Origin of the sequence: Micromonospora sp. WMMD734, assembly GCF_049178975.1 — a bacterium.
GTDB classification, from domain to species: Bacteria; Actinomycetota; Actinomycetes; order Mycobacteriales; family Micromonosporaceae; genus Micromonospora; species Micromonospora wenchangensis.
In genome coordinates this window covers 6,602,353-6,627,321 of record NZ_JBMHMK010000001.1, presented here as the reverse complement: position 1 = coordinate 6,627,321, position 24,969 = coordinate 6,602,353, and the positions used below count along the sequence as shown (strand labels likewise).

Genomic DNA, 24,969 nt, shown 5'->3' with positions numbered 1-24,969 from the left:
ACCGAGGCAGGGAGGCGGACGATGACGGACGAGCCGGTGCGGGTGGACCTGCCGGTGCTGCGCGCCGCGGCCGGTGGGCTGGCCGACGAGGCGTACACGCTGGCCCGGGGGCTGGCGGGTCACCCCGGGTTGGTGCTGTCCGCGCCGGGTTGGCGGGCCGGGGCCGCGCTGGCCGGGCTGGAGTCGGCGGTGCACGCCTGGCACGGGGTGCTCGGCGTACGGGTCGCCGAGACCGGTACCGCGCTGCGGGCCGCCGCCGAGGCGTACGCGGCGGCCGACGACCGGGCCGCCGGGCGACTGGCCGGTCGACCCCGATGATCGGGTACGCCCAGCTCTGGGCCGCCTCCCCCGGCGACTGGGCGGCGGCGGGGGTGGCCTGGCGCGGGCTGGACGCGCCGGTCACCCGACGGCGGTCCGGGTTGGCCGAGCAGGCGACGACGCTGCGGGCCGGCTGGTCGGGCGGGGCGGCCACCAGGGCCGGTGCCCGGCTCGACGGGCTGCGCGCGGAGCTGGGCACCATTCTGCCGGCGCTGGTCGAGACCGATCAGGTGCTCGCCGAGTTCGCCGGTCGGCTGCGGGTGGCCAAGGCCCGGCTCGCCGAGGCGGTGACGCTGGCCGACCGTACCGGCGTGGCGGTGGACCGGCACGGTGGGCTGCGGGCGGTCCCGCCGACCTGGCGCGGCCCCGAATCGGGCGGGCTGCCGGCCGGGACTGGTGCCCACCGCGCCCCGGCGGGTGGTGCCGGCCCGGCCCACTCCCCCGGCCCCCGCGCCGGCACGGGCGCGCCTGATGGCGGTCCCGGTGGCCGTGGGACCGGTGGTGGTGGCAACGGTGGCGGGGTGGGATCGCCGGCGGCGGTGGCCCAGGTGGCGGTGGCGCTGCGGGAGGCGCTGGCCCTGGCCGACGTGGCCGACCAGGAGGCCGCCGGCCGGCTGGCCGAGTTGACCGGGGCCGCCCGCACTGGCTGGGTGCAGCGGCCACCACCGGGCCGACCGGCCGACGATGCCACCCCGGCAGCGGTCCGCGCCTGGTGGGACGGTCTCACCCCGGCCCAACGACGCTGGCTGGTGCTGCACGAACCGGCCCGGACCGGCCCCCGCGACGGGGTGCCGGCGGCGGCCCGGGACCAGGCGAACCGGCTGCTGCTGGCCGGGCACCGGGAGGCCCTGCTGGCCGAACGCCGGGCGTTGTCGGCCAGCGGGTCGGGCGGGCGTTCCGGGCTGCGCCGGATCGACCGGGCGCTGGCCGCCCTGGACGGGCTCGCCGGACGACTCGCCGCGACGACGGGACCCCGGGCGTACCTGCTCGGGCTCGACCCGCGCGGCGACGGCCGGGCGATCGTGGCGCTGGGCAACCCCGACCGGGCCCGCCGGGTGCTGACCTACGTGCCGGGCATGACGAGCGACCTCGCCGACGTTCCCGGTGAGCTGGGCCGGGCCGCCCGGGTGCAGGACCGGTGCACCGCCCTCGCTCCCGGCGAGGAGACGGCGGCGGTGCTGTGGCTGGACTACGACGCCCCCGACTTCCTGCCCGAAGCGTCCTCACCGGCCCAGGCCCGGGACGCCGGGCCCGGCCTGCACCGCTTCCAGGAGGGGCTGCGCGCCACCCACGACGGACCGCCGGCCCGGCAGACCGTGCTGGGGCACAGTTACGGCTCGCTGGTGGTGGGCAGCGCCGCCCGCGACCACGGGTTGGCCGCCGACGCGCTGGCCTTCGTCGGGTCACCGGGGGTGGGGGTGGACCGGGCCGGGGCGCTCGGCCTGCCGCCGGGGCAGGTCTGGTCGAGCACCGCCGGCGACGACGTGATCCGGCTGGTCGAGCCACCCCGGGAGCTGGCCGGTCGGGCGGTGCTGGCCACCTCGCCGCTGGCCAGCGCCGCCGCGCTGTTCCGCCCGGACGACCACCGGCTGTGGTTCGGGCACGACCCGAGCGATCCGGGTTTCGGCGGCCGGACCTTCCCCAGCGGCCGGGGCGGCCACACCGGCTACTGGGACCCCGACAATCCCGCCCTGGACGGGATGGCCCGGATCGTGCTCGGCCGGTGAGCGGTGACCTACTCCACGGTGACCGACTTCGCCAGGTTGCGCGGCTGGTCCACGTCGTGCCCCCGGGCGGCGGCGATCTCGGCCGCGAACACCTGCAACGGCACGGTGGTGACCAGCGGAGCGAGCAGGGTCGGCGTACGCGGCACGTAGATCAGGTGGTCGGCGTAGCGGACCACCGCCTCGTCGCCCTCCTCGGCGATCACGATGGTCCGCGCGCCCCGGGCCCGCACCTCCTGGATGTTGGAGACGACCTTGTCGTGCAGCATGCCCCGGCCGACCGGCGACGGCACCACGCAGATCACCGGGGTGCCCTTGTCGATCAAGGCAATCGGCCCGTGCTTCAGCTCACCGGCGGCGAACCCCTCGGCGTGCATGTACGCCAACTCCTTGAGCTTGAGGGCGCCCTCCAGGGCCACCGGGTAGCCGACGTGCCGGCCGATGAACAGCACCGTCGGCTCCGACTTCAGCTCCCGGGCCAGCTCCCGCACCGGCTCGATCCGACCCAGCAGCTCCCGCAGCTTGCCCGGCATCTCCTGGAGCTGGGCGACCACCGCGCCGACCTCGTCGGCGAACTTGATCCCGCGTACCTGGGCCAGGTGCAGGCCGATCAGGTAGCAGGCGACCAGCTGGGTGAGGAACGCCTTGGTCGAGGCGACGGCGATCTCCGGGCCACCGTGGGTGTAGAGCACCGCGTCGGACTCGCGCGGAATGGTGGAGCCGTTGGTGTTGCAGATGGCCAACACCCGGGCCTTCTGCTCCTTGGCGTGCCGCAACGCCATCAGGGTGTCCATCGTCTCGCCGGACTGCGAGATCACCACGATCAGGGTGGACCGGTCGAGCACCGGGTCGCGGTAGCGGAACTCGCTGGCCAGTTCCACCTCGCAGGGGATCCGGGTCCAGTGCTCGATGGCGTACTTGGCGACCATGCCCGAGTGGTACGCGGTGCCGCAGGCCACGATGAAGATCTTGTCGACGTCGCGCAGGTCCTGGTCGCTGAGGCGGACCTCGTCGAGGGCGATCTCCCCGGTCTCGGTGAGCCGGCCGAGCAGGGTGTCCGCGATGGCCTGCGGCTGCTCCTCGATCTCCTTGAGCATGAACCAGTCGTAACCACCCTTCTCGGCGGCCGAGGAGTCCCAGTCGATGTGGAAGTCCTTGCCGGTGGCCGGCTGGCCGTCGAAGTCGGTGATCTCGATGCTGTCGGCGGTGATCAGGACGAGCTGATCCTGCCCCAGCTCGACCGCCTCGCGGGTGTGCTCGATGAACGCCGCCACGTCACTGGCCAGGTAGTTCTCCCCGTCACCCCGGCCGACCACCAGCGGCGAGTTGCGCCGGGCACCGACCACCGCACCCGGGATGGCCGCGTCGACGGCGAGCAGGGTGAATGCGCCCTCCAACCGCCGGCACACCACCCGCATCGCGGCGGCGAGCAGCTGCGGGCCGTCGGTGCCACCGGCCGCCCGCAACTCGGCGAGCGCGTGGGAGAGCAGGTGGGCGGCGCACTCGGTGTCGGTGTCGCTGGTGAACTGGACGCCGTCGTCCTCCAGCTCGGCGCGGAGCTTGGCGAAGTTCTCGATGATGCCGTTGTGGATCACGGCGACCCGGCCGTCGGGGGCCAGGTGCGGGTGGGCGTTGCGGTCGGTCGGGCCGCCGTGGGTGGCCCACCGGGTGTGGCCGATGCCGGTGGTGCCGTCGCCGATGCCGACCGGGCTGGCGGCGCAGTCGTCGGGGTTGGTGGCGGCCCGCTCGGAGAGGACCTTCTCCAGGTTGGCCAGCTTGCCGGCCTTCTTCTCGGTGAGCAGCTCGTCGTCGCAGACGATCGCGACCCCGGCCGAGTCGTAGCCCCGGTATTCCAGCCGCCGCAGTCCGTCGAGCACGATGCCGAGCGCCGGGCGCGCGCCGGCGTAACCCACGATTCCACACATGGTTCGCAGCCTAACCCAGTTTCGCTCACCTCGCGTGCGCGGAAGCCAGGCAAACGATCACCGAATTTGAGCGATCGGGCGGTGACGGGCGGCAACCGGACGACAGTCCCGGCCGTCCGGCCGTACGGGGTTGCGGCAGGCCCGCCGGTACGACAGTCTCTCGGCGACCCTGGAACGTCCCTGGGACGGCCCGCACGCCCCTTTCCTCCCCTTCCGTCCCCGGAGCAGCCATGTCCGACACGTCGCCCCCCAGCGACCCCACTCCCCCATCCGGCGATTCCGCACCTGCGGCCGGCAGTTCCGCACCTGCCGCCAGCGACCCCGCACCTGCCGCCGGTGACCCGACGCCTCCGGCAGCCGGCTACCCGGGTCCCGGGCCCGCCGGCGCCCCGGGCCCGTCCGCGTGGGCCCCGCCGGACCCGTTCGCGGTCCCACAGCCCTGGGCGGCCCCCGGCCCCTGGGTCCACGGATCGGCACCCGGCCCCTCCGCTGCCGCCTATCCCGATCCGACCGGTGCCGCCTATCCCGACCCGACCGGCCCGGCTCCTCCCGGCCCGCTCGGCTCACCTTCTTCCGGCCCGGCCCCCGGTACGCCCGGCGTCGCCTGGCCCGCCGGCCCGCCCGGAATCCCCGCCGGCCCACCCGCCGCCGGCTGGCCCGGAATCCCCGCCGGCCCGCCCACAGCCGGCTGGCCCGGCGGGCCACCCGGTCCCGGCTGGCCGCCGCCGGGTTATCCGCCGCCGTTCGCCCACCCCGGATACTCGCAGGCGGGCAGGCGGACCGGCGTCGGCACGGTGGTGGGCATCGTGGTCGCCGTGGTCGTGGTGCTCGCCCTCGTCGGCTGCGCCTGCTTCTGCGGGGGTGGTGCCCTGCTGGGTAGGACCGGGCCGGACACGGCGACCGAGGACCCCTACGGCCGGGGTTACTACGACGACGAACCCGAGCCGAGCTGGAGCCCGCCGCAGCCGTTCCAACCCTCCGCACCCGCCACCCGGCCGGCCGACGGCCCCGGCCGGTACCCGGTGACCTACGAGGTGACCGGCACCGGCCCGGTGGACCTCCAGTTCTACGACGGGGACGGCTACTTCATCCAGCAGGAGAACGTACGGCTGCCCTGGCGGATGGAGCTGCGTACCGACGATCCGAACCGGGTGCTGGTCAGCGCCGCCCGCTCCGACGGCAACCCGGGCGGATTCCGGTGCGCCACCACCGTCGGCAACCGGCCCCGGGTCACCGACGCGGCCGGCCCGGACGACTGGCGGGTGCAGTGCCACGCCAACCCGATCCGTTGACCACACCGGACCAGCGGCAGCGAGCCGGCTCAACGGCGGAAAGGCGGTGACGAGCCCTGGTGGCGGGGGTGGTCGCGGGCCGTAGGCTGACGGGCGTGACGACGCCTACCGATGTCGACCCGCTGGTGGCCCGGATGCGCCCGTTCGGGACGACCGTCTTCGCGGAGATGTCCGCGCTCGCCGTCCGGACCGGTGCGGTCAACCTGGGCCAGGGCTTCCCGGACACCGACGGGCCGCCCGAGATGCTCGCCGCCGCCGCCGAGGCGCTGCGCTCCGGGCACAACCAGTACCCGCCCGGTCCGGGGGTGCCCGTGCTGCGCCGGGCCGTCGCCGAGCACCAGCTGCGCTTCCACGGCCTGACGTACGACCCGGACGGCGAGGTGGTCGTCACCGCCGGGGCCACCGAGGCGGTCGCGGCCAGCATCCTCGCGCTCTGCGAGCCGGGCGACGAGGTGATCTGCTTCGAGCCGTACTACGACTCTTACGCGGCGTCGGTCGCCCTGGCCGGGGCGGTACGGCGGCCGGTGACGCTGCGTCCCGGCGACGACGGCCGGTACGCCTTCGACCCGGACGAGCTACGGGCCGCGTTCGGGCCGCGTACCCGGCTGGTGCTGCTGAACTCGCCGCACAACCCGACCGGGAAGGTCTTCACCGCACCGGAGCTGGCCCTGGTCGCCGACCTCTGCCGGGAACACGACGTGTACGCGGTCACCGACGAGGTGTACGAGCACCTCGTCTTCACCGACGCCGCCGCCACGCACCTGCCGCTGGCCACCCTGCCGGGGATGTGGGAACGCACCCTGCGCATCTCGTCGGCCGGCAAGACCTTCTCCTGCACCGGGTGGAAGGTGGGCTGGGTCAGTGGGCCCGCCCCGCTGGTCTCGGCGGTGCTGCGGGTCAAGCAGTTCCTCACCTATGTCAACGCCGCACCGCTGCAACCGGCGGTCGCCGTGGCGTTGGCCCTGCCCGACGACTACTACACCGGTTTCCGCGACAGCCTCCAACGGCAGCGGGACCTGCTGATCGGCGGCCTGACCGACGCCGGCTTCGAGGTGCTCACCCCGGAGGGGACGTACTTCGTCACCGCCGACATCACCGGCCTCGGCGGTCGGGACGGGCTGGAATTCTGCCGGTCCCTGCCGGAACGCTGCGGCGTGGTGGCGGTGCCCACCCAGGTCTTCTACGACGACGCCGAGGCCGGCCGCCGGCTGGTCCGGTTCGCCTTCTGCAAGCGCCCCAAGGTGCTGACCGAGGCGGTCACCCGGCTACGCGGACTGGCCGCCGCACGCTGATCCCGCCGGCGCCCGCCGGCGGCGGAGCCGAGACCGGTCAGCTGGCGGGGCTGGCGCTGCGGACCTGCTCGGCGATCCGTTCGGCCACCGACCGGGCGGTCTCCTCGGTGCCGGCCTCCACCATCACCCGGACCAGCGGTTCGGTGCCTGACGGGCGCAGCAGCACCCGACCGGTCTCCCCCAGCTCGGCCTCGGCCCGTTCGACCTCGGCCGCGACGGCGGGCGCGGTGGCACCGACGGTACGGTCCCCGACCGGCACGTTGATCAGCACCTGCGGCAGCTTGGTGACCACCGAGGCCAGCTCGGCCAGGGACCGGCCGGTGGCGGCCATCCGGGCCATCAGGTGCAGGCCGGTGAGCACCCCGTCGCCGGTGGTGGCGTGCGCGGGCATGACGAGGTGTCCGCTCTGCTCGCCGCCGAGGGCGAGGCCGGAGGCGCGCAGTTCCTCCAGCACGTACCGGTCGCCGACCTTGGTCTCGACCAGCCGGATGCCCTGCGCGGACATGGCCAGCCGCAGGCCGAGGTTGCTCATCACGGTGGCGACCAGGGTGTCCCGGGTCAGCTCGCCGGCGTCGCGCAGGGCCAGCGCGAGGATCGCCATCAGCTCGTCGCCGTCGACCTCCGCGCCGTCGGCGTCGACGGCGACGCAGCGGTCCGCGTCGCCGTCGTGGGCAAGGCCCAGGTGCGCACCGTGCTCGACCACGGCGGCCCGCAGGCCGTCGAGGTGGTTGGAACCGCACTCGTCGTTGATGTTGAGGCCGTCCGGCTCGGCGTGGATCGCGATGACCTCGGCACCCGCCTCCCGGTAGGCCACCGGGGCGACCTCGGCGGCGGCGCCGTTGGCGCAGTCGACCACCACCTTGATCCCGTCGAGGCGGTGCGGCACGGTGCCGACGAGGTGCTGCACGTAGTGGTCGGCACCGTCGAGCAGGTCGTGCACCCGGCCGACGCCGGCACCGACCGGGCGGTCCCAGGCGGTGGTGGCGTTCGCCTCGACGGCGGCCTCGATCCGCAGCTCGATCTCGTCGGGCAGTTTGTGCCCGCCGGCGGCGAACAGTTTGATCCCGTTGTCCGGCATCGGGTTGTGCGAGGCGGAGAGCATCACGCCCAGGTCGGCCTTGGCCTCGGCGGTCAGGAACGCCACGGCGGGGGTGGGCAGCACGCCGACCCGGACCACGCTGGCCCCGGCGCTGGTGAGGCCGGCGACCACGGCGGCCTCCAGCATCTCGCCGCTGGCCCGGGTGTCCCGGCCGACCACCGCCAGCGGCGGGTGGCTGCGGTCCGACTCGGCCAGCGTGTGCGCGGCGGCCACGGCCACCGCGAGCGCCAGTTCCGGGGTGAGGTCGACGTTCGCCCGCCCGCGTACGCCGTCCGTGCCGAACAACCGACCCATACCCGCCAACCTCCGGTGCGACTGCGATGAGTGGAGCAAACGGAACGGCCGGGCCACCTCCCCGCTGGGGGAGGCGGACCCGGCCGTCCGTCAGAAGTACAACGCGCTGTCGATGATCAGCGCTTCGAGTACTGGGGTGCCTTACGGGCCTTCTTGAGACCGTACTTCTTGCTCTCCTTGACCCGGGCGTCCCGGGTGAGGAAACCGGCCTTCTTCAGCGCCGGACGGTCGTCCGGCTCGCTGACGATCAGCGCGCGGGCGATGGCCAGCCGCAGCGCACCGGCCTGGCCGGTGGTGCCGCCGCCACGCAGGTTGGCGATGACGTCGAACGCCTCGGGCTTCTCGGCGGTGACCAGCGGGTCCTTGATGAGCTGCTGGTGCACCTTGCTCGGGAAGTAGGCCTCAAGGTCGCGGCCGTTGCAGGTGATCTTGCCGCTGCCGGGGACGATGCGGACCCGGACGATGGCCTCCTTGCGGCGGCCGACGGTCTGGATCGGGCGGTCACCACGCGGCGCGCGGGCGACGGGCGCGGGCGCCTCGGTGGCCTCGGGGGCTTCCGCGGCAACCTCGGTCTCGGTGATGTCGGTCATGCTGTTTCCTTCGCCCTCGCTCACTGCGCGATCTGCTTGATCTCGAACGGCACCGGCTGCTGCGCCAGGTGCGGGTGCTCGGCGCCGGCGTAGACCTTCAGCTTCTTGATCAGCTGACGGCCCAGCTTGTTGTGCGGGAGCATGCCCTTCACGGCCAGCTCGATCGCCCGCTCGGGCCGCTTGGTCAGCAGCTCCTCGTAGCCGACCTGCTTGAGGCCGCCCGGGTAACCGGAGTGCCGGTAGGCGACCTTGGTCTGCCGCTTGTTGCCGGTCAGCGCCACCTTGCCCGCGTTCACGATGACGACGAAGTCGCCCGTGTCGACGTGCGGCGCGAAAGTCGGCTTGTGCTTGCCGCGCAGCAGCGTGGCGGCGTGGGTGGCCAGGCGGCCCAGCACGACATCAGAGGCGTCGATAACGTGCCACTGACGCTCGATCTCACCCGGCTTCGGGCTGTACGTACGCACAGGTCTACCTTGTCTCGTCGTCGGTCTGGGGTCGCGCGCCGAGGTGACCAGAGGCTTCCCGGCCGGACCAGCGCGCACGAACGACCAAGCGTACCTGAGCGGCACGCCTCTGGATGTCGTACAACAGCAGGCAACGATACCCGCCGCCCCGTCAGCTGGTCAAAACGGGGGGTCGACCGGCGTGGCCTGCGGTTTTCCCGCATGACCAGGGTCACACCCCGGTGAGCCTACCCGGGCCGGGCCGCAGGTAGACCGTCCAGGTCACCACGAAACAGAGCGCGTACCACCCGATGAAGGCCAGATAGGCGGCGTCGGCGTTGCCCGAGGCGAGGAAGGACTGCCGGAAGGCCACGTTCACCAGCACCCCACCCGAGGCGCCGACCGCCCCGGCGATGCCGATCAGGGCCCCGGAGAGCCGCCGGGCCCGACGCTGGGCGGCGACCGGGTCGCCGGTCAGCTCCGCCTCGGCCGTCGCGCGGGCCCGGAAGATCGCCGGGATCATCTTGTACGTCGACCCGTTGCCGATGCCGGAGAAGACGAACAGCGACAGGAACCCGGTCAGGTAGAGCGGGAACGACCGCTCCCGGGCGGCGAAGAGCACCAGGCTGGCGCCGACGGCCATCGCCACGAAGTTCCAGAAGGTCACCCGGGCCCCGCCGAGCCGGTCGGCGAGCTGCCCGCCGACGGGCCGGATCAGCGAACCGATCAGTGGTCCGAGGAAGGTCAGCCAGGCCGCGTCGACCGGGGTGGGGAACCGCTCGGCGAACTGGAGCTGGAGCACCTGACCGAAGGCGAAACCGAAGCCGATGAACGAGCCGAAGGTGCCCACGTACAGCAGGGACATCACCCAGGTGTGCCGGTCGCGGGCGGCCTCGCGCAGCGCGCCGGGCTCGTTGTGGGCGTCCGGGATGTTGTCCAGCCAGCGGGCGGCGGCGAGCGCGGCCAGCACGATCAGCGGCAGGTAGACCGCCGGCACCAGCCGGGGGTACGCGGCCCCGGCGGTGGCCAGCACCGCCAGCCCGACCAGTTGCACCGCCGGTACGCCGAGGTTGCCGCCGCCGGCGTTGAGCCCGAGCGCGCGGCCCTTGAGCCGGTCGGGGAAGAACAGGTTGATGTTCGCCATCGACGAGGCGAAGTTGCCCCCGCCCACCCCGGTGAGGCAGGCCAGCACCATCAGCGTGGTATAGGACACCCCCGGCTCCAGCAGCACCGTCATCGGCACCGCCGGCAGGAGCAGCAGCAGCGCGCTGACGATGGTCCAGTTCCGCCCGCCGAAGCGGGCCACGGCCAGGGTGTACGGCAGCCGCAGCACCGCACCCAGCGCGGCCGGTACGGCGGTGAGCAGGAACTTGCCCGCCGGGTCGATGCCGTAGGCCGGGCCGAGGAAGAGCACGGTGACCGACCAGAGGCTCCACACCGAGAAGCCGACGTGCTCGGCGAAGATCGACACCCAGAGGTTACGGCGGGCGATCGGAGCTCCGGTCGTCCGCCAGAAGGTGGGGTCCTCGGGACGCCAGTCGTCGAGCCGGTGGCGGCGTCCGGCCCCCCGGTCGGCCGGCGGGCCGGCGGCTGTCGACGGGTCGACCTCCGGCGGCGCGTCGGTGACGCCCGGCGGGTCGGCGGCGGGGTTGCTGCTGCTGGCGAGCGCGCTCACGGCGATTCCTCCTCATCGATGTGAGGAGGATGGTAGGCAGTGCCGGTTTCCCGGCGGTGGCCCGGCTGGGTCGTTCCGGAAACGGGAATCGCACGTCGCCCGGAAACCTGCGGTGAGGTGGTCAGAGCTCCTGGAGGATGCGCAACGCGCGGGTCACCCGCTGCATGGTCTCGGTGTCGGCGACGTCCACGCACTCGGTGAACCACTTCTTCATCGGCGCGGACAGCCGGTCGGGCATGACCACGTTGCCACCCATCGGCACGGCGAGCGGGGAGTCGCGCAGCAGCGCGGTCTCGACCACCTCGGCGACGATCACGATCGGCACGTCGGTGGAGTTGTAGACGTCGGAGCTGATCACCAGGCCGAGCCGTTCCCGGGCGCCCTCGATGCGCCAGACCTCTCCCCTACGCAGCACGCGGGCGACCACCGAAGAGCACGTCGGCGACCATCCCCACCTCACGGGCGTCGGCGAGGGCGGCGGATTCCAGGTCGAGCCCGGCCCGACCGACCGCCTCGGCGTGCGCGGTGAACACCTCCCGCAGGGCCTTCTCCCGGGCGGCCTGGTCCATCCAGGCGGAGAGGGACAGGCCCTCCCGTTTGGCGAACCGGCGGGCCTCCTCGATCGTCTCGTCCGAGAACGAGAGGGTCACCTTGGCAGTCATGCCGTCGATCCTACCCCTGGTATGACCACAGGTCATCCCCATGACCCGACCGTCGCACCGACGGTCGGGTCAGGCCGGCCGGCGTCCGCCGAAGACGGCGAACCGCCACGCCTTGTAGAAGCAGTCCACGTCGACCAGGCCGGCGTCGACAAGCCACCGGCACTGGTCGGTCACCGACGCCGGGCGGTCGTGCCGCATCCGCTGCCGGGCGGCGGCGATCTCGTCGGCGTCCGACCCGCGGGCGGCGGTCTGCGCCAGCCAGACGTCGTCGTAGCGGCGGTCCAGCGTCGGGGTGGGGCCGGCCACCTGCTCGGCGTTGACGAACACCCCGCCGGGGACGAGCGCGTCGGCCGCCCGCCGGTAGAGGGCGCGCTTGCCGTCGTCGTCGAGGTGGTGCACGGCCAGCGCGGAGACCACCGCGTCGTACCGGCCGGCGGGCAGCGGGTCGGCCAGGTCGGCCACGACGGTGCGGTGCGCCACCCCCCGGGCGGTCAGCCCGTCGCCGGCCACCGCGAGCATCCGGGCGGCCCCGTCGACCAGGGTCACCCGCACCCCGGGCAGCGCCGCGGTGAGCAGCAGCGAGAGCAGCCCGGTGCCGGCGCCCAGGTCGAGCACCTCGGGGGTACGGCCGGCGGCGGACGCGGCCCGCAGCGGTGGGGCGGCAACCTCGACGGCAGTGCCGTAGAAGTCGTCGAAGCAGGGGACGAGCCGACGGCGGGCCTGATCGTAGGAGCCCGCCACCGCATCGAAGGCCGCCGTCACGTCCATGATCCGTCCTCCCAAATATTAGGAAATCTGTCTCATATTATAGACCCCACCGACCGGTCCGATGCACCCGTGCGGTGTGAACCGCTCTTGACAGGACCGAAACAGAAGGGACCCCAGTCGGAAACCGCCCGGCGGCACGCTTTGCGGACATGACAGACGGTGCACGCGCCGCGACACGAACGGGGCCCCCACCCCGGGAAGTGGGGACGCACTGCCCGTACTGCGCACTCCAGTGCGGCATGGTCCTGCGGGACACCGACGACGGCCGGACCGAGGTCCAGCCCCGACAGTTCCCCACCAACCGGGGCGGGTTGTGCCAGAAGGGCTGGACCGCCGCCGACCTGCTCGACCACCCCGACCGGTTGACCACCCCGCTGGTCCGTGACCCGTCGGGCGAGCTGCGGCCGGCCAGCTGGCAGGTCGCGCTGGACCGGATCGCCGACGGGCTGCGCACCGTCCAGCGGACCCACGGGCGGGACGCGGTCGCCGTCTTCGGCGGCGGCGGGCTCACCAACGAGAAGGCGTACGCCCTCGGCAAGTTCGCTCGGGTGGCGCTGCGCACCCGGTACATCGACTACAACGGCCGGTGGTGCATGTCCTCCGCCGCGGCGGCCGGGCTGCGCGCCTTCGGCGTCGACCGGGGGCTGCCGTTCCCGCTGACCGACCTGGGCCGCACCGACACCCTGCTGCTGGTCGGGGCGAACCCGGCCGAGACCATGCCGCCACTGATGCGGCACGTGACCGACCAGCGGGCCCGGGGCGGCCGGCTGATCGTCGTCGACCCCCGGCTCACCGCCACCGCCCGCCAGGCCGACCTGCACCTGCAACCGCTGCCCGGCACCGACCTCGCGGTCGCCAACGCGCTGCTGCACATCGCGCTCACCGAGGGACTGATCGACAGGGACTACGTCGCCGCCCGCACCGAGGGCTTCGACGCGGTCCGCCGTACCGTCGCCGAGTACTGGCCGGCCGAGGTGGAACGGCTCTCCGGGATTCCGGTGGCCGACCTGGAGGCGACCGCCCGCGCGCTCGGCACCGCCGCCTCGGCGATCATCCTCACCGCACGGGGCGCCGAACAGCACGCCAAGGGCGTCGACACGGTCAGCGCCTACGTCAACCTCGCCCTCGCCCTCGGCCTGCCCGGCCGCCCACACTCCGGGTACGGCTGCCTCACCGGCCAGGGCAACGGCCAGGGCGGACGCGAGCACGGCCAGAAGGCCGACCAGCTCCCCGGCTACCGCAAGATCGACGATCCGGCCGCCCGCGCGCACGTCGCCGGGGTCTGGGGCGTCGACCCGGCCGAGCTGCCCGGCCCCGGAGTGCCCGCCTACCAGCTGCTCGATTCGCTCGGCACCCCCGACGGCCCCCGCGCGCTGCTGGTCTTCGGCTCCAACCCGGTGGTCTCCGCCCCCCGCGCCGCCCGGGTCGAGTCCCGGCTGCGCGGGCTCGACCTGCTGGTGGTGGCCGACTTCCTGCGCTCCGAGACGGCCGAGCTCGCCGATGTGGTGCTCCCGGTGGCCCAATGGGCCGAGGAGGACGGCACGATGACCAATCTGGAGGGTCGGGTGCTGCGCCGCCGGGCGCTGCGCGAACCACCCCCCGGCGTCCGTACCGACCTGGCGGTCCTCGCCGACCTCGCCGCCCGCCTCGACGACACCGACCCGGTGCCGGCCGGCCCGGGGACCGGTCCGGCCGGGGCGGCGGACGGTCCGGCCCCGGTGACCACGCCGGAGCGCTTCCCCACCGACCCGAGGGTGGTCTTCGCCGAGCTGCGCCGGGCCTCCGCCGGTGGCGTCGCCGACTACGCCGGGGTGAGCTGGGAACGGATCGAATCCGCCGACGGGGTCTTCTGGCCGTGCCCCGACCCGGACGGACCCGACTCCCCCCGGCTCTTCGCCGACACGTTCCCCACCCCGACCGGCCGGGCCCGGTTCCACGCGGTCCGGCACCGGCCGGCGGCCGAGCCGGTCTGCGCCGACTATCCGCTGCACTTCACCACCGGGCGGGTGCTCGCCCAGTACCAGTCCGGCACCCAGACCCGACGGGTCGACGCGCTGCGCCGGGCCGCCCCGCACGGCTTCGTCGAGCTGCACCCCGACCTGGCCGCCCGGCTCGGCGTCGACGACGGCGACGAGGTACGGGTCGCCTCCCGCCGCGGTGAGCTGCGGGCACCGGCCCGGCTCAGCCCGACCATCCGGCCGGACACCGTCTTCGCCCCGTTCCACTGGCCCGGTGCGGCCCGCGCCAACTCGGTCACCAACGACGCCCTCGACCCGGTCTCCGGAATGCCCGAGTTCAAGATCTGCGCGGTCCGGGTGGAGCGGGCATGACCGGCCACATCGTGATCGTCGGGTACGGCATGGCCGGCGCCCGGCTCGCCACCGAACTGCACGCCCGCAACGGGGACCGCAAGGTCACCGTGCTCGGGGCGGAACCGCACCGGGCGTACAACCGGATCATGCTGTCCACGCTGCTCGCCGGCAAGGTCGACGAGCCCGACGTGGAGCTGGCCGAGGTCGCCGGGCAGGGCACCGACGTGCGGACCGGCGCGACCGTCACCGCCATCGACCGGGCCGCCCGCACGGTGCGCACCCCCGACGGCGACCTCGACTACGACCACCTGGTCCTGGCCACCGGCAGCCGGGCGGTGGTGCCCCCGCTGGCCGGCCTCGACCCGGCCGCCCTGCCGCCCCGGGTGGCCGTCTTCCGTACCCTGGCCGACTGCCGCCGGATCCTGGCCACCGCCCGGTCGGCGCGCACCGCGCTGGTGCTCGGCGGGGGGCTGCTCGGCCTGGAGGCGGCCCGTGGCCTCGCCGCCCGGGGGCTCGCGGTGACCGTGGTCCACCCCCACCCGTACCTGATGGAACGGCAGCTCGACCCGGCCGCCGGCGCGGTGCTCGCCGGCACGTTGGCCGGGCTCGGCGTCGCCACCCGGCTGGGCGTCCCGGCGACCGGGCTGGCCGCCGACCCCGACGGGGTCCGGCTCGACCTGGCCGACGGCACCGCCCTGCACGCCGACCTGCTGGTGCTCTCCTGCGGGGTGCGCCCCGACACCGGCCTGGCCACCGCCGCCGGGCTGACCGTCGACCGGGGGGTGCAGGTCGACGACCGGCTGCGCACCGACGACGAGGCGATCTCGGCGATCGGCGACTGTGCCCGCCCGCCCGGCACGGGCCCGACCGGGCTGGTCGCACCCGCCTGGGCGCAGGCCCGGGTGGTGGCCCGGCTGCTCACCGGCGAGGACCCCGCCGCCCGCTACCGGCCCCGGCCGGTGGTCACCCGGCTCAAGGCCGCCGGGATCGACCTGGCCGCGATGGGCGACCCGGCCGGCGGCCCCGGTGAGGAGCTGACCTTCAGCGACCCGGCCCGGGGGACGTACGCCCGGCTGCGCATCCACCACGACCGGCTCACCGGCGCGATCCTGCTCGGCGACAACCCGTCGGTCGGAACGGTGGTGCAGCTCTTCGACCGGGGCGCCCCGGTCCCCACCGACCGGCGGGCACTGCTGCTCGGCCGGTCACTCGGCGCTCCCGCCGCCCCCGTCGCCTCCCCGGCGCTGATGCCGGACGCGGCGACCGTCTGCCAGTGCAACGACGTCGACAAGGGCACCCTGGTCCGCTGCTGGCGCTCCGGGGCCCGGACGGTCGACGAGGTGGTCGCCGCGACCCGGGCCGGAACCGGCTGCGGTGGCTGCCGGCAGGCCGTCGGCGGGATCGTCGACTGGCTGTCCGAGGCGGACTCGGTGGGGACGACCCGATGACCGTGACGACACCACAAGGAGGTGAACCGATGACCCGTCAACGATTGGTCGTCGTCGGCAACGGCATGGTCGGCCAGCGGTTCGTCGAGGCGCTGCGCGCCCGCGACCACGACCGGCGGTGGCAGCTGACGGTGCTCGCCGAGGAGTCCCGCCCGGCCTACGACCGGGTGCGGCTGTCCGCGTTCTTCGACGGGGTCAGCGCCGAGGAACTGAACCTGCACACCCCCGACGACGGGGTGGAACTGCGCCTCGGCGACCCGGTCACCGGGATCGACCGCCGCCGGCGGGTGGTGACCACCGCAACTGCCGAGCACCCGTACGACGCGCTGGTGCTGGCCACCGGGTCGTACCCGTTCGTCCCGCCGGTGACCGGCACCGACCTGCCCGGCGTCTTCGTCTACCGCACCCTCGACGACCTGGCGGCGATCCGGGCGCACGCCCGGGGCCGATCCACCGGGGCGGTCATCGGTGGTGGCCTGCTCGGGCTGGAGGCCGCCAACGCGCTGCGCCTGCTGGGGTTGCGGACCCACGTGGTGGAGTTCGCACCCCGGCTGATGCCGGTGCAGGTCGACGAGGCGGGCGGGGCGATGCTGCGCCGCTACGTCGAGGAACTGGGCGTCACCACCCACCTCGGGGTGGGCACCACCGCGCTGCGGCCCGGCCCGGACGGCACGGTCGCCGCGCTGGACCTCTCCGACGGCGGCACGGTCGACGCCGACCTGGTCGTGGTGGCCGCCGGCATCCGGCCCCGCGACGAGCTGGCCCGCGCCGCCGGTCTGCCGCTGGGCCCCCGCGGCGGAGTGCTGGTCGACGGGGCCTGCCGCAGCGACGACGAGCGGATCTGGGCGGTCGGCGAGTGCGCCGCCGTCGACGGCACCTGTCACGGCCTGGTCGCCCCCGGGTACGCGATGGCCGAGGTGGTCGCCGACCGGCTGCTCGGTGGCGCGGCCACCTTCCCCGGCGCGGACAGCGCCACCAAACTCAAGCTGCTCGGCGTCGACGTGGCCTCGTTCGGCGACGCCCACGGCACCACCCCTGGCTGCCTGGACGTCACGTTCACCGACCCGGCCACCCGTTCGTACGCGAAGCTGGTGCTCTCCGACGACGCACGGACGCTGCTCGGTGGGGTGCTGGTCGGGGACGCGAGCGCCTATCCGACGCTGCGGGCCAGCGTCGGTGGGCCGCTGCCCGCTCCCCCGCTGGCACTGCTGGCCCCGGCCGGCGAGGGCGGCGGCGGGGTGACCGCGCTGCCCGGCGCGGCGCAGGTCTGCTCGTGCAACGCGGTGACCCGGGACGACATCGACGCGGCGATCGCCGGCGGGGCTTGCGACGTGCCGGCGTTGAAGGCGTGCACCCGGGCCGGGACGAGCTGCGGCTCCTGCGTGCCGATGCTCAAGTCTCTGCTCGACGCGGCCGGGGTGCAGCAGTCCACCGCCCTGTGCGAGCACTTCGACGCCAGCCGGCAGGAGTTGTTCGACATCGTCCGGGTCCGCGGTATCCGGACGTTCTCGCAGCTCGTCGCCGAACACGGCCGGGGCCGGGGGTGTGACGTCTGCAAGCCGGTGGTGGCCTCGATCCTGGCCTCGCTGGGCACCGGGCACGTGCTCGACGGCGAGCAGGCGTCGTTGCAGGACACCAACGACCACTTCCTGGCCAACCTGCAACGCGACGGCAGCTACTCGGTGGTGCCCCGGATCCCGGGCGGCGAGATCACCCCGGACAAGCTCATCGTGATCGGTGAGGTGGCCCGCGACTTCCAGCTCTACACCAAGATCACCGGCGGGCAGCGGATCGACCTGTTCGGCGCGCGGGTCGAGCAGCTACCGCAGATCTGGCGGCGGCTGGTCGACGCCGGCTTCGAGTCCGGCCACGCGTACGGCAAGTCGCTGCGCACGGTGAAGTCCTGCGTCGGCGAGACCTGGTGCCGCTACGGCGTGCAGGACTCGGTCGGCCTGGCCGTCGCACTGGAACTGCGCTACCGGGGTCTGCGCGCCCCGCACAAGCTCAAGTCCGCCGTCTCCGGCTGCGCCCGGGAGTGCGCCGAGGCGCGCAGCAAGGACTTCGGCATCATCGCCACCGACACCGGCTGGAACCTCTACCTCGGCGGCAACGGCGGCTTCCGGCCCCGGCACGCCGACCTGTTCGCCACCGACCTGGGCACCGAGGAACTGATCACCCTCATCGACAGGTTCCTGATGTTCTACGTCCGCACCGCCGACCGGCTGCAACGCACCTCCGCCTGGATCGAGGCGATGGACGGCGGCCTGGAACACCTCCGCTCGGTGATCGTCGACGACTCGCTGGGGCTCTGCGCCGAACTCGACGCGGCGATGGCCCGACACGTCACCTCCTACTCCGACGAGTGGCGGGACGTGCTCGACGACCCCGACCGGCTGCGCCGGTTCACCTCGTTCGTCAACGCCCCCGACGTGCCGGACCCGTCGATCACCTTCGCCGTGGAACGCGGCCAGCCGGTGCCGACGCGCGACACCCGTCCCGTTGGGACCGCGCCACCCGATGGCGGCACGCCACCCGACGGGGCACCCGCCCGACGCCGGCAGCCGGTCGTCCTGGGCCTGCCGGAGGTGCGGCGATGAGCGACACCGTCACCGCCGCCTGGACCCCGGTCTGCCCACTGCAGCGGCTGGAACCCGAACGGGGCGTCGCCGCCCTGGTCGGCGGCGTCCAGGTGGCGATCTTCCGGATCGACGACGAGCTGTTCGCGGTCGACAACCTCGACCCGCTCAGCGGCGCGTACGTCATGTCGCGGGGCATCGTCGGCAGCCGGGGCGGGGTGCCCACCGTCGCCTCCCCCCTGCACAAGCAGGTGTACGACCTGCGAACCGGGCTCTGCCTGGACATGCCCGGGGTGACCCTGCCCCGGTACGACGTCCGCTGCCGGGACGGCCTGGTCGAGGTGCGGCTGCGACAGGAGGAGTGATGCGGGACGAACTGGCCGGCTTCACCATCGGGGTGACCGCCGACCGGCGACGCGACGAACTGGCCGCGTTGCTGGAGCGGCGCGGTGCCCGGGTGGTGCTCGCCCCGGCCCTGCGGATCGTGCCGCTGTCCGACGACACCGACCTGCGGGACGCCACCCGGGCCTGCCTGGACCGGCCACCGGACGTGCTGATGGCCAACACCGGCATCGGCATGCGCGGCTGGCTGGAGGCGGCCGAGGGCTGGGGGTTGGCCGAGCCGCTGAAGAACGTGCTGTCCCGGGCCTACGTGGTGGCCCGCGGCCCCAAGGCGCGCGGCGCGATCCGGGCCGCCGGCCTGCACGACCAGTGGTCGCCGGCCTCGGAGAGCTGCGAGGAGGTGGTGGAGCACCTGTGCCGGCGCGGGGTGGCCGGGCAGGTGATCGCCATGCAGCTGCACGGCGACCGGCAGCCGGAGTGCACCGAGGCGCTGGAGGCGGCCGGCGCCACCGTGATCGAGGTGCCCGTCTACCGGTGGGCCCCGCCGACCGATCCGGCCCCGCTGCACCGGCTGATCGACCTGGTCGCCGGCCGGCTGGTCGACGCCGTCACCTTCACCTCCGCCGCGGCGGCGGAGGCGCTGCTGCGCGCCGCCGGGGATCGCACCGAGGCGGTGCTCGCCGCGCTGCGCGGGGACGTGCTGGTCAGCTGCGTCGGCGCGGTCACCGCCGAACCCCTGGTCCGGCGGGGGGTGCCGGTCAGTGCGCCGAGCCGCGCCCGGCTCGGCGCACTGGTCCGCACCATCGTGGACGAACTGCCCCGCCGTACCGTCACCGTGAAGGCGGCCGGACACCTGCTGACCCTGCGCGGGCACGCCGCCGTCATCGACGGTGAACTGCGCCCGCTGGCCCCCGCCCCGATGGCGGTGCTGCGGGCGCTGGCCACCCGACCCGGCCGGGTGCTGTCCCGGACCGAACTGCTGCGCACGCTGCCCCGCGGGGCCGATGAGCACGCGGTGGAGATGGCGGTGGCCCGGCTGCGGGTGGGGCTGCGGGCACCCCGGGTGGTGCAGACCGTGGTCAAGCGCGGCTACCGGCTACGGGTGGAGTGACCCGGACCCGTAACGGTGGACGCGGACCGGGTGGCGGGCGTGGAACGCGACGGCCCGCCCCACCGTCACACGGAGGGGCGGGCCGGGTGGTCACGGGTCGGCTCAGCCCACCGGGGTGGGGAAGCCCCGGCCGTGCTCCGCCTGGAGCCTGATCATGGCGTGCTCCACCACCGTCACCAGCACCTGCTTGACCGACTCACGGTCCCGGGCGTCGCACATCACCAGCGGCACGTCCGCCGAGATGGCCAGCGCCTCCCGGACCTCGTCCGGCTCGTACAGGTCCGAGCCGTCGAACCGGTTCAGCGCGACCACGTACGGGAGTTTGCGGTTCTCGAAGTAGTCGAGCGGGGCGAAGGCGTCGGTGATCCGGCGGGTGTCCACCAGGACGGCGGCACCCACCGCACCCCTGATGATCTCGTCCCACATGAACCAGAACCGGGTCTGGCCGGGGGTGCCGAACAGGTACAGGATCAGGTCCTGCGCCATGGTGATCCGGCCGAAGTCCATGGCGACCGTGGTGGTCTCCTTGCCTGGCACCTTCGACGGGTCGTCGATGCCGACACCGGCGGCGGTCATCAGCGCCTCTGTGGTCAGCGGAGTGATCTCGGAGATCGCCCCGACCAGGGTCGTCTTGCCCACGCCGAAGCCACCCGCGACCACGATCTTCGCGGAGACGATTCCCCGGCTCTGGCGCGACCCGGCGGGGTCATAGCCTGCGAAGTCCACTTAGCACCCTTCCAAGGATTTCCATCCGCTCCTCGAACCCCTCGGCGGGAGCGGCAGTGTGTAGCGTGAGCAGACCGTCGGCGACCAGGTCGGCGATCAGCACCCGGGCGACGCCCAGCGGCATCCGGGTGTACGCGGCGATCTCCGCCAGCGACTGCGCCCGACCCTCGCAGACGGTGGCGATGCGGTACTTGTCGTGTCCGGCGAAACGGGACTCGGCCACCTGGGTCGCGTTGGAGCTGAGCACCGCCTCCAACGCGATGTCCCGGCTCGGTTCGGTGCGGCCCCGGGTGACCGCGTACGGACGTACCAGCGCTCCACGTGGGTCCCGCCTGGGGTCCATCCCTCGATCACCTCCTCCCGCCCGGGACCGGGCCCGGATGCTTCGTCACTCGGGCCGGACGCGGTCGCGCCCGGCCCACCCGCCGACCGTGGCTACGAGCGCACGGCGTCCCGGGGCAGCGGCACCAGCGCCGCGCCCACCCGCTCGACCAGCAGCGCCATCTCGTAGCCGACCTGACCCACGTCACAGCTGCGGGCGGCGAGCACCGCCATCGACGAGCCGTCGCTGATCGACATCAGGAACAGGTAGCCGCTGTCCATCTCGATCACTGTCTGCAGCACCCCGCCGGCGCTGAACATCCGGGCGGCACCCTCGGTCAGACTCACCACGCCGGAGGTGATCGCCGCGAGCTGGTCGGCCCGGTCGGCGGGCAGGTCCCGCGAGGAGGCGAGCAGCAGCCCGTCCGCGGACACCGCCACCACGTGGGCGATACCCGCCACGCTGTCGGCGAAGTTGGTGAGCAGCCAACCCATGTCCTGCATGGCAGCTGGCCTGTTCATCGGTTCGTCTCCTTGGTCGAGGTGCTGTTGAGGTCCGCACCCGCCGTACGACCGCGCTGGACGCCGCGGTGGTAGGCCGAGAGCAGGCCGCGTACTTCGTCGGGGGTGCGGCGGCTACGGTCCCGGCCGCTCTTCGGCTCGATCCCGCCGGGCACGAGCTGCGCCTGGGGCACCCGCTTGGGCAGGCCGGACCGGGTGGTGCCGGCGTTGGCGGGCTCGGCCGCCTGGCTGGCCCGGGTCCAGCCCTCGTCGGCCGCCGTCCGCCACGCGTCGGGATCGGTTTCCGGCCCGGTCGGCGGGGCCTCGGGGGCGGCCGGCGGGGTTGTGCCGTAGGCCGGCGACGCGGTGGCGGCGGGCGGTACGGGACCCGGGGCGGCTGGCGCTTCCGGGGCCGCCGGGGCGGCTGGCGCCTCCGGGGGTGCCGGCGTGACGGTAGGCGTGCCGGCGGCGGTCGGTGCGGTCGGCACCCGGGTGGGCAGCGGCGGGCGCGACGGCGCGGTCGCGCCGTTCGGGCGGGCCGGCGCGGCCGGCGGTTCCTCGTCGAACCGGGGGCGGGTGAAGATCGCGGTGGCGTCGTCGCCGTGGGACCGGAACCACACCGCCTCCATCTCCCGGAAGATCGGCGAGTCGGCCGGCCGGTCCGGGCGGGCCACCACCGGCGTCGACGGGGCCGGCGGGGTGTACGAGGTGGCCGGCGCGGTGTACGGCTGCGCGGCGGGAGCGGCGTACGCGGCCGGCGGTGCGGCCGGGGCGAACGACGCGGCGGCGGCCGGGGCGAACGGGGTCGCCGCCGGTGCCCCCGCGTACGGGGTGGCGGCGGGCGCCCCGGCGTACGGGGTGACGGCGGGTGCGCCGGCGAACGGCATGGCCCCCGCGCCGTACGACTCCGTCGGGTGCGGTGCGGCACCGGCGACCGGGCCGGCCGGCAGGACCGGGGCGGGCTCGGCCGGTGTGGCCCGCCGGGGCAGCGGGTCGATGGTCGGGTTCGCCACCGTGGGGCTGCCGGCGGAGAAGGCGTTGAACCCGGAGTCGGCGGTCGCCGGGGTGGGCAGCGGCGCGAACGGCGGGGCGGAGACCGGGCCGCCGAACTGCACGGCGGGAGCGGTGTCCCGGGCATCCACCGGCGGCTGCCAGGGGGCCGGGGCGGGCGGGGTGTTGCGCCACTGGTCGGTCAGGGTCGCCGCCGCGCTGCGGGTCCCGTTGAGGGCACCGCCGAGACCGGCGGGGGCGGGCGGCTGCTCGACCGCCAGCGGCTGGCGGGGCCGGCTGATCGCCTGGTCCCGGCCCCGGTGGGCGGGGAGCACCACGGTGGCGTTGGGCAGCGTCACCTGGGCGACGGTGCCGCCCTCGACGTTGCGGCGCAGCTCCACCCGGATGCCGTACCGGCTGGCGAGCCGGCTGACCACGGCCAGACCCATCAGTCGGAAGGCGGCCACGTCCACGGTCGGCGGGGCGGCCAGCCGGCGGTTGAGCGAGTCGAGCTGCTCGTCGGTGAGGCCGAGTCCCCGGTCCTCGATCTGGATCAGCACGTAGTCGCGGATGCGCCGGCCGTCGGCGACCACGGTGGTGGTGGGCGGCGAGAAGCGGGTGGCGTTGTCCAGCAGCTCGGCCACGAGCCGTACCACGTCGTTGACGGCGTGGGCGGCGACCGAGATGTCGGTGTCGACGGTGCCGAACTCGATCCGGTTGTACAGCTCCACCTCGGACTGGGCGGCGCGCAGCACGTCGACCAGCAGCGCGTCGTCGCGACGCGGCACGGCCGAGTCGGCACCGGCCAGGACCAGCAGGTTCTCGTCGTTGCGGCGCATCCGGGTGGCGAGGTGGTCCAACTCGAAGAGCTGGGCGAGCCGCTTCGGGTCCTCTTCGCCGCGCTCGATCGCGTCCAGTTCGCCGATCATCCGGTCGACCAGGGTCTGACTGCGCCGGGCCAGGTTGAGGAACATCGCCGAGACGCTGGTCCGCAGGGCCGCCTGCTCGGCGGCGACCCGGACGGCCTCCCGGTGCACGACGTTGAACGCCAGGGCCACCTGGCCGACCTCGTCCCGGTTGGTCAACCGGATCGGGTCCCGCACCTGACGGACGATCTCCTCGACACCGCCGTCACCGACGCTGCCCATGTTCTGCAGCCGCTTGACCGCGTCCGGCAGGTCGTGGTTGGCCACCGACAGCGCGCCCTCCCGCAGCCGGCGCAGCGAGTGGTTGAGCGAGCGGGCCAGCACCACCGCGAGGGTGATCGCGACGATGAGGGTGAGCAGCACCAGCACCGTCTCGATGACGGCCTGCTGGATGACGTCGCTGCGGGCCTGCTCGGAGCGGGCGAGCAGGGTGTCCTGGAGCTGGATCTCGGTCCACCGCATCAGGTCGTTGACCGCGCCGATCGCGGCGCTGGCGTCGCCGGCGCTGACCGGGCTGCGCTGCCCGACCGAGCGGGTGATGTCGGCGGCCACCCGGTCGGCGAGGCCGACGGCGTCACCGGAGACCGCGCTGTCGACCAGCGCACGCTGGGTGGGGTCGGCGGCCAGGGAGAAGCCGAGCAGCGCCTCCTGCTGGCTGGTCAGGGTCGCCACGAAGGAGGAGAACTGCTCCTCGTCGAGGCGTCCGCCGACCAGCGCGGTGTAGGCGACCGCCTCCTCCTCGGCGACGGCCGACTTGGCCCGGCTGAACGCGGCCACCGCGCGGCGGGCGTCCGCCAGGCTCTCCTGGCCGGGCATCTGGGCCAGGGTGTCGCCGTACGAGACCAGGTCGGTGAGGATCACGCCGTACCGCAGGGTGGCCTCGGCGACGGGCATCTGCCGGCGGTCGAGCACCTCCTGCCGGGTCGCGTCGAGCGTGCGCAGGTGGTCGTCGATCACCTTGAGCCGGTCCCGCACGGCGGACGGGACCTCGCCGAGGTCGGCCCGCTCGGCCCGGTACGCGTTGATCCGCTCGCCGGTGGCCCGCACCCGCAGGTTGTAGTCGTCGGGACGCAGCTGCGGGTTCGCCAGGTAGGCGGCGGCCGCCATCCGTTCCTTGTGCAGATCCTGTGTCAGTGCGGAGACGTCGATGGACAGTGCGGTCAGTGACCGGATCTGGGTCGCGTCGACCGCACCCTCGGTAGTGGAGACGAGTCGGATTGTCGCCAACGCGATGACCGCGGCTACCGGTACGACCAGAATCAGGGCGAGCTTGGAACGAATGCGCGCATCCCGCAACCGGGGCAGTCGGCGCTCCCGTTCGGGTCCGGCGCTTTCGCCTGGCTCGGGCAGGGTCGTCGGTCCGGTGCTCACGACATCGCCTCCGTCGTATCTTCCACACGCCTGACCCGCCGACCCGCGCCTGGTGCGACGGACAGCGCCATGCGCGGCACGGCCGCGATTTCATCAGAGAAGATCCTGTTTGGGAAGCCGCGTTCGGACAGGAATCGGTCGACCAGTGCGCTGGTCACCATTTTCCCTGCTGAGCAGGCCACCCCTGAACAGGGCATGTCACTCCAGAGTGTTCGTTCGCCTCTGATGAGTGAGCATGGGTAAATATCTGATGTCCCCACAAT

The 24,969-nt window shown here is 74.0% G+C and carries 22 protein-coding genes; 9 read left to right on the top strand and 13 right to left on the bottom strand.

Annotated elements, in window-relative coordinates; genetic code table 11:
- Positions 1-21: 21 nt before the first annotated feature.
- Together ACN267_RS28965 and ACN267_RS28960 are read left to right on the top strand one after the other, a co-directional pair.
- Complete coding sequence (locus ACN267_RS28965; protein ID WP_421490075.1) at positions 22-318, top strand: hypothetical protein; 297 nt, start codon at positions 22-24, stop codon at positions 316-318.
- Positions 315-2,045, top strand: a complete 1,731-nt coding sequence (locus ACN267_RS28960) for an alpha/beta hydrolase (RefSeq protein WP_421490074.1) — start codon at positions 315-317, stop codon at positions 2,043-2,045. Before ACN267_RS28965 ends, ACN267_RS28960 begins: the two co-directional genes overlap by 4 nt.
- 8 nt (positions 2,046-2,053) lie before the next feature.
- Here ACN267_RS28960 and glmS read toward each other — a convergent pair whose 3' ends face one another.
- Complete coding sequence (gene glmS, locus ACN267_RS28955) at positions 2,054-3,967, bottom strand: glutamine--fructose-6-phosphate transaminase (isomerizing) (RefSeq protein WP_204957735.1); 1,914 nt, start codon at positions 3,965-3,967, stop codon at positions 2,054-2,056.
- A 794-nt stretch (positions 3,968-4,761) separates the two neighbouring features.
- Between glmS and ACN267_RS28950 the strand changes: the two genes are divergently transcribed.
- Both ACN267_RS28950 and ACN267_RS28945 read left to right on the top strand, forming a co-directional pair.
- Positions 4,762-5,259, top strand: coding sequence for an MmpS family transport accessory protein (locus ACN267_RS28950; RefSeq protein ID WP_421490073.1), 498 nt, complete (start codon positions 4,762-4,764; stop codon positions 5,257-5,259).
- Between the two features lie 95 nt (positions 5,260-5,354).
- Positions 5,355-6,551, top strand: a complete 1,197-nt coding sequence (locus ACN267_RS28945; RefSeq protein ID WP_421490072.1) for a pyridoxal phosphate-dependent aminotransferase — start codon at positions 5,355-5,357, stop codon at positions 6,549-6,551.
- Positions 6,552-6,588: 37 nt separating this feature from the next.
- Here the strand turns inward: ACN267_RS28945 and glmM are convergent, their stop codons facing one another.
- The 7 genes from glmM to ACN267_RS28910 all read right to left on the bottom strand — a co-directional run bounded on the left by glmM (position 6,589) and on the right by ACN267_RS28910 (position 12,082).
- Positions 6,589-7,944, bottom strand: a complete 1,356-nt coding sequence (glmM, locus tag ACN267_RS28940) for a phosphoglucosamine mutase (RefSeq protein ID WP_204957732.1) — start codon at positions 7,942-7,944, stop codon at positions 6,589-6,591.
- 116 nt (positions 7,945-8,060) lie between these two features.
- Entirely contained in the window at positions 8,061-8,534 is a 474-nt protein-coding gene (rpsI, locus tag ACN267_RS28935; protein WP_204957731.1) for a 30S ribosomal protein S9, read from the bottom strand.
- Between the two features lie 20 nt (positions 8,535-8,554).
- The gene (gene rplM / locus ACN267_RS28930; protein ID WP_088647410.1) at positions 8,555-8,998 is read right to left on the bottom strand and encodes a 50S ribosomal protein L13; all 444 of its coding nucleotides are present in this window, start codon (positions 8,996-8,998) and stop codon (positions 8,555-8,557) included.
- Between the two features lie 211 nt (positions 8,999-9,209).
- Positions 9,210-10,652 carry an MFS transporter gene (locus ACN267_RS28925; RefSeq protein ID WP_281902795.1) on the bottom strand — a complete coding sequence of 481 codons (1,443 nt, stop codon included), beginning with the start codon at positions 10,650-10,652 and terminating at the stop codon, positions 9,210-9,212.
- A 121-nt stretch (positions 10,653-10,773) separates the two neighbouring features.
- Positions 10,774-11,079, bottom strand: coding sequence for a type II toxin-antitoxin system PemK/MazF family toxin (locus ACN267_RS28920; RefSeq protein ID WP_204957730.1), 306 nt, complete (start codon positions 11,077-11,079; stop codon positions 10,774-10,776).
- Positions 11,057-11,314, bottom strand: coding sequence for a DUF6364 family protein (locus tag ACN267_RS28915; protein ID WP_091241872.1), 258 nt, complete (start codon positions 11,312-11,314; stop codon positions 11,057-11,059). Before ACN267_RS28915 ends, ACN267_RS28920 begins: the two co-directional genes overlap by 23 nt.
- 69 nt (positions 11,315-11,383) lie before the next feature.
- A complete protein-coding gene (locus ACN267_RS28910) occupies positions 11,384-12,082 on the bottom strand; it encodes a class I SAM-dependent methyltransferase (RefSeq protein ID WP_204957729.1) in 699 nt (232 codons plus the stop codon).
- A 149-nt stretch (positions 12,083-12,231) separates the two neighbouring features.
- Here ACN267_RS28910 and ACN267_RS28905 point away from each other — a divergent pair, with 149 nt between their 5' ends.
- From ACN267_RS28905 to ACN267_RS28885, 5 genes are read left to right on the top strand one after another with little or no spacing between them, the layout of a single operon-like run.
- A complete protein-coding gene (locus ACN267_RS28905) occupies positions 12,232-14,412 on the top strand; it encodes a molybdopterin oxidoreductase family protein (protein WP_421490071.1) in 2,181 nt (726 codons plus the stop codon).
- Entirely contained in the window at positions 14,409-15,842 is a 1,434-nt protein-coding gene (locus tag ACN267_RS28900; RefSeq protein WP_204957727.1) for an FAD-dependent oxidoreductase, read from the top strand. Before ACN267_RS28905 ends, ACN267_RS28900 begins: the two co-directional genes overlap by 4 nt.
- A gap of 29 nt (positions 15,843-15,871) precedes the next feature.
- The gene (gene nirB / locus ACN267_RS28895) at positions 15,872-18,439 is read left to right on the top strand and encodes a nitrite reductase large subunit NirB (RefSeq protein WP_421490070.1); all 2,568 of its coding nucleotides are present in this window, start codon (positions 15,872-15,874) and stop codon (positions 18,437-18,439) included.
- Positions 18,436-18,783, top strand: a complete 348-nt coding sequence (gene nirD / locus ACN267_RS28890; RefSeq protein WP_421490069.1) for a nitrite reductase small subunit NirD — start codon at positions 18,436-18,438, stop codon at positions 18,781-18,783. The genes nirB and nirD overlap by 4 nt, the downstream gene beginning before the upstream one ends.
- Complete coding sequence (locus ACN267_RS28885; protein WP_204957724.1) at positions 18,783-19,871, top strand: uroporphyrinogen-III synthase; 1,089 nt, start codon at positions 18,783-18,785, stop codon at positions 19,869-19,871. Before nirD ends, ACN267_RS28885 begins: the two co-directional genes overlap by 1 nt.
- A 102-nt stretch (positions 19,872-19,973) precedes the next feature.
- On the opposite strand, the gene ACN267_RS28880 is transcribed toward ACN267_RS28885, so the two are convergent.
- From ACN267_RS28880 to ACN267_RS28860, 5 genes are all read right to left on the bottom strand, one after another.
- Complete coding sequence (locus ACN267_RS28880) at positions 19,974-20,597, bottom strand: GTP-binding protein (protein ID WP_204957723.1); 624 nt, start codon at positions 20,595-20,597, stop codon at positions 19,974-19,976.
- Positions 20,578-20,940 carry a DUF742 domain-containing protein gene (locus ACN267_RS28875; protein WP_088647420.1) on the bottom strand — a complete coding sequence of 121 codons (363 nt, stop codon included), beginning with the start codon at positions 20,938-20,940 and terminating at the stop codon, positions 20,578-20,580. Before ACN267_RS28875 ends, ACN267_RS28880 begins: the two co-directional genes overlap by 20 nt.
- 92 nt (positions 20,941-21,032) lie before the next feature.
- Positions 21,033-21,440 carry a roadblock/LC7 domain-containing protein gene (locus ACN267_RS28870; RefSeq protein WP_030329975.1) on the bottom strand — a complete coding sequence of 136 codons (408 nt, stop codon included), beginning with the start codon at positions 21,438-21,440 and terminating at the stop codon, positions 21,033-21,035.
- Entirely contained in the window at positions 21,437-24,706 is a 3,270-nt protein-coding gene (locus ACN267_RS28865; RefSeq protein ID WP_421490068.1) for a nitrate- and nitrite sensing domain-containing protein, read from the bottom strand. Before ACN267_RS28865 ends, ACN267_RS28870 begins: the two co-directional genes overlap by 4 nt.
- On the bottom strand, positions 24,703-24,864 hold the full coding sequence (locus tag ACN267_RS28860) for a hypothetical protein (RefSeq protein ID WP_168222566.1): 162 nt from the start codon (positions 24,862-24,864) through the stop codon (positions 24,703-24,705). Before ACN267_RS28860 ends, ACN267_RS28865 begins: the two co-directional genes overlap by 4 nt.
- Between the last annotated feature and the right edge of the window lie 105 nt (positions 24,865-24,969).

What these genes read in the sequence shown, in the direction of transcription:
- ACN267_RS28885 (WP_204957724.1), top strand. Translation starts at nt 18,783, where the DNA reads ATGCGGGACGAACTGGCCGGCTTCACCATCGGGGTGACCGCCGACCGG.
- ACN267_RS28900 (WP_204957727.1), top strand. Translation starts at nt 14,409, where the DNA reads ATGACCGGCCACATCGTGATCGTCGGGTACGGCATGGCCGGCGCCCGG.
- glmM (WP_204957732.1), bottom strand. Translation starts at nt 7,944, where the DNA reads ATGGGTCGGTTGTTCGGCACGGACGGCGTACGCGGGCGGGCGAACGTC.
- ACN267_RS28965 (WP_421490075.1), top strand. Translation starts at nt 22, where the DNA reads ATGACGGACGAGCCGGTGCGGGTGGACCTGCCGGTGCTGCGCGCCGCG.
- ACN267_RS28905 (WP_421490071.1), top strand. Translation starts at nt 12,232, where the DNA reads ATGACAGACGGTGCACGCGCCGCGACACGAACGGGGCCCCCACCCCGG.
- ACN267_RS28870 (WP_030329975.1), bottom strand. Translation starts at nt 21,440, where the DNA reads ATGAACAGGCCAGCTGCCATGCAGGACATGGGTTGGCTGCTCACCAAC.
- ACN267_RS28915 (WP_091241872.1), bottom strand. Translation starts at nt 11,314, where the DNA reads ATGACTGCCAAGGTGACCCTCTCGTTCTCGGACGAGACGATCGAGGAG.
- ACN267_RS28910 (WP_204957729.1), bottom strand. Translation starts at nt 12,082, where the DNA reads ATGGACGTGACGGCGGCCTTCGATGCGGTGGCGGGCTCCTACGATCAG.
- ACN267_RS28960 (WP_421490074.1), top strand. Translation starts at nt 315, where the DNA reads ATGATCGGGTACGCCCAGCTCTGGGCCGCCTCCCCCGGCGACTGGGCG.
- ACN267_RS28875 (WP_088647420.1), bottom strand. Translation starts at nt 20,940, where the DNA reads ATGGACCCCAGGCGGGACCCACGTGGAGCGCTGGTACGTCCGTACGCG.
- glmS (WP_204957735.1), bottom strand. Translation starts at nt 3,967, where the DNA reads ATGTGTGGAATCGTGGGTTACGCCGGCGCGCGCCCGGCGCTCGGCATC.
- rpsI (WP_204957731.1), bottom strand. Translation starts at nt 8,534, where the DNA reads ATGACCGACATCACCGAGACCGAGGTTGCCGCGGAAGCCCCCGAGGCC.
- nirD (WP_421490069.1), top strand. Translation starts at nt 18,436, where the DNA reads ATGAGCGACACCGTCACCGCCGCCTGGACCCCGGTCTGCCCACTGCAG.
- nirB (WP_421490070.1), top strand. Translation starts at nt 15,872, where the DNA reads ATGACCCGTCAACGATTGGTCGTCGTCGGCAACGGCATGGTCGGCCAG.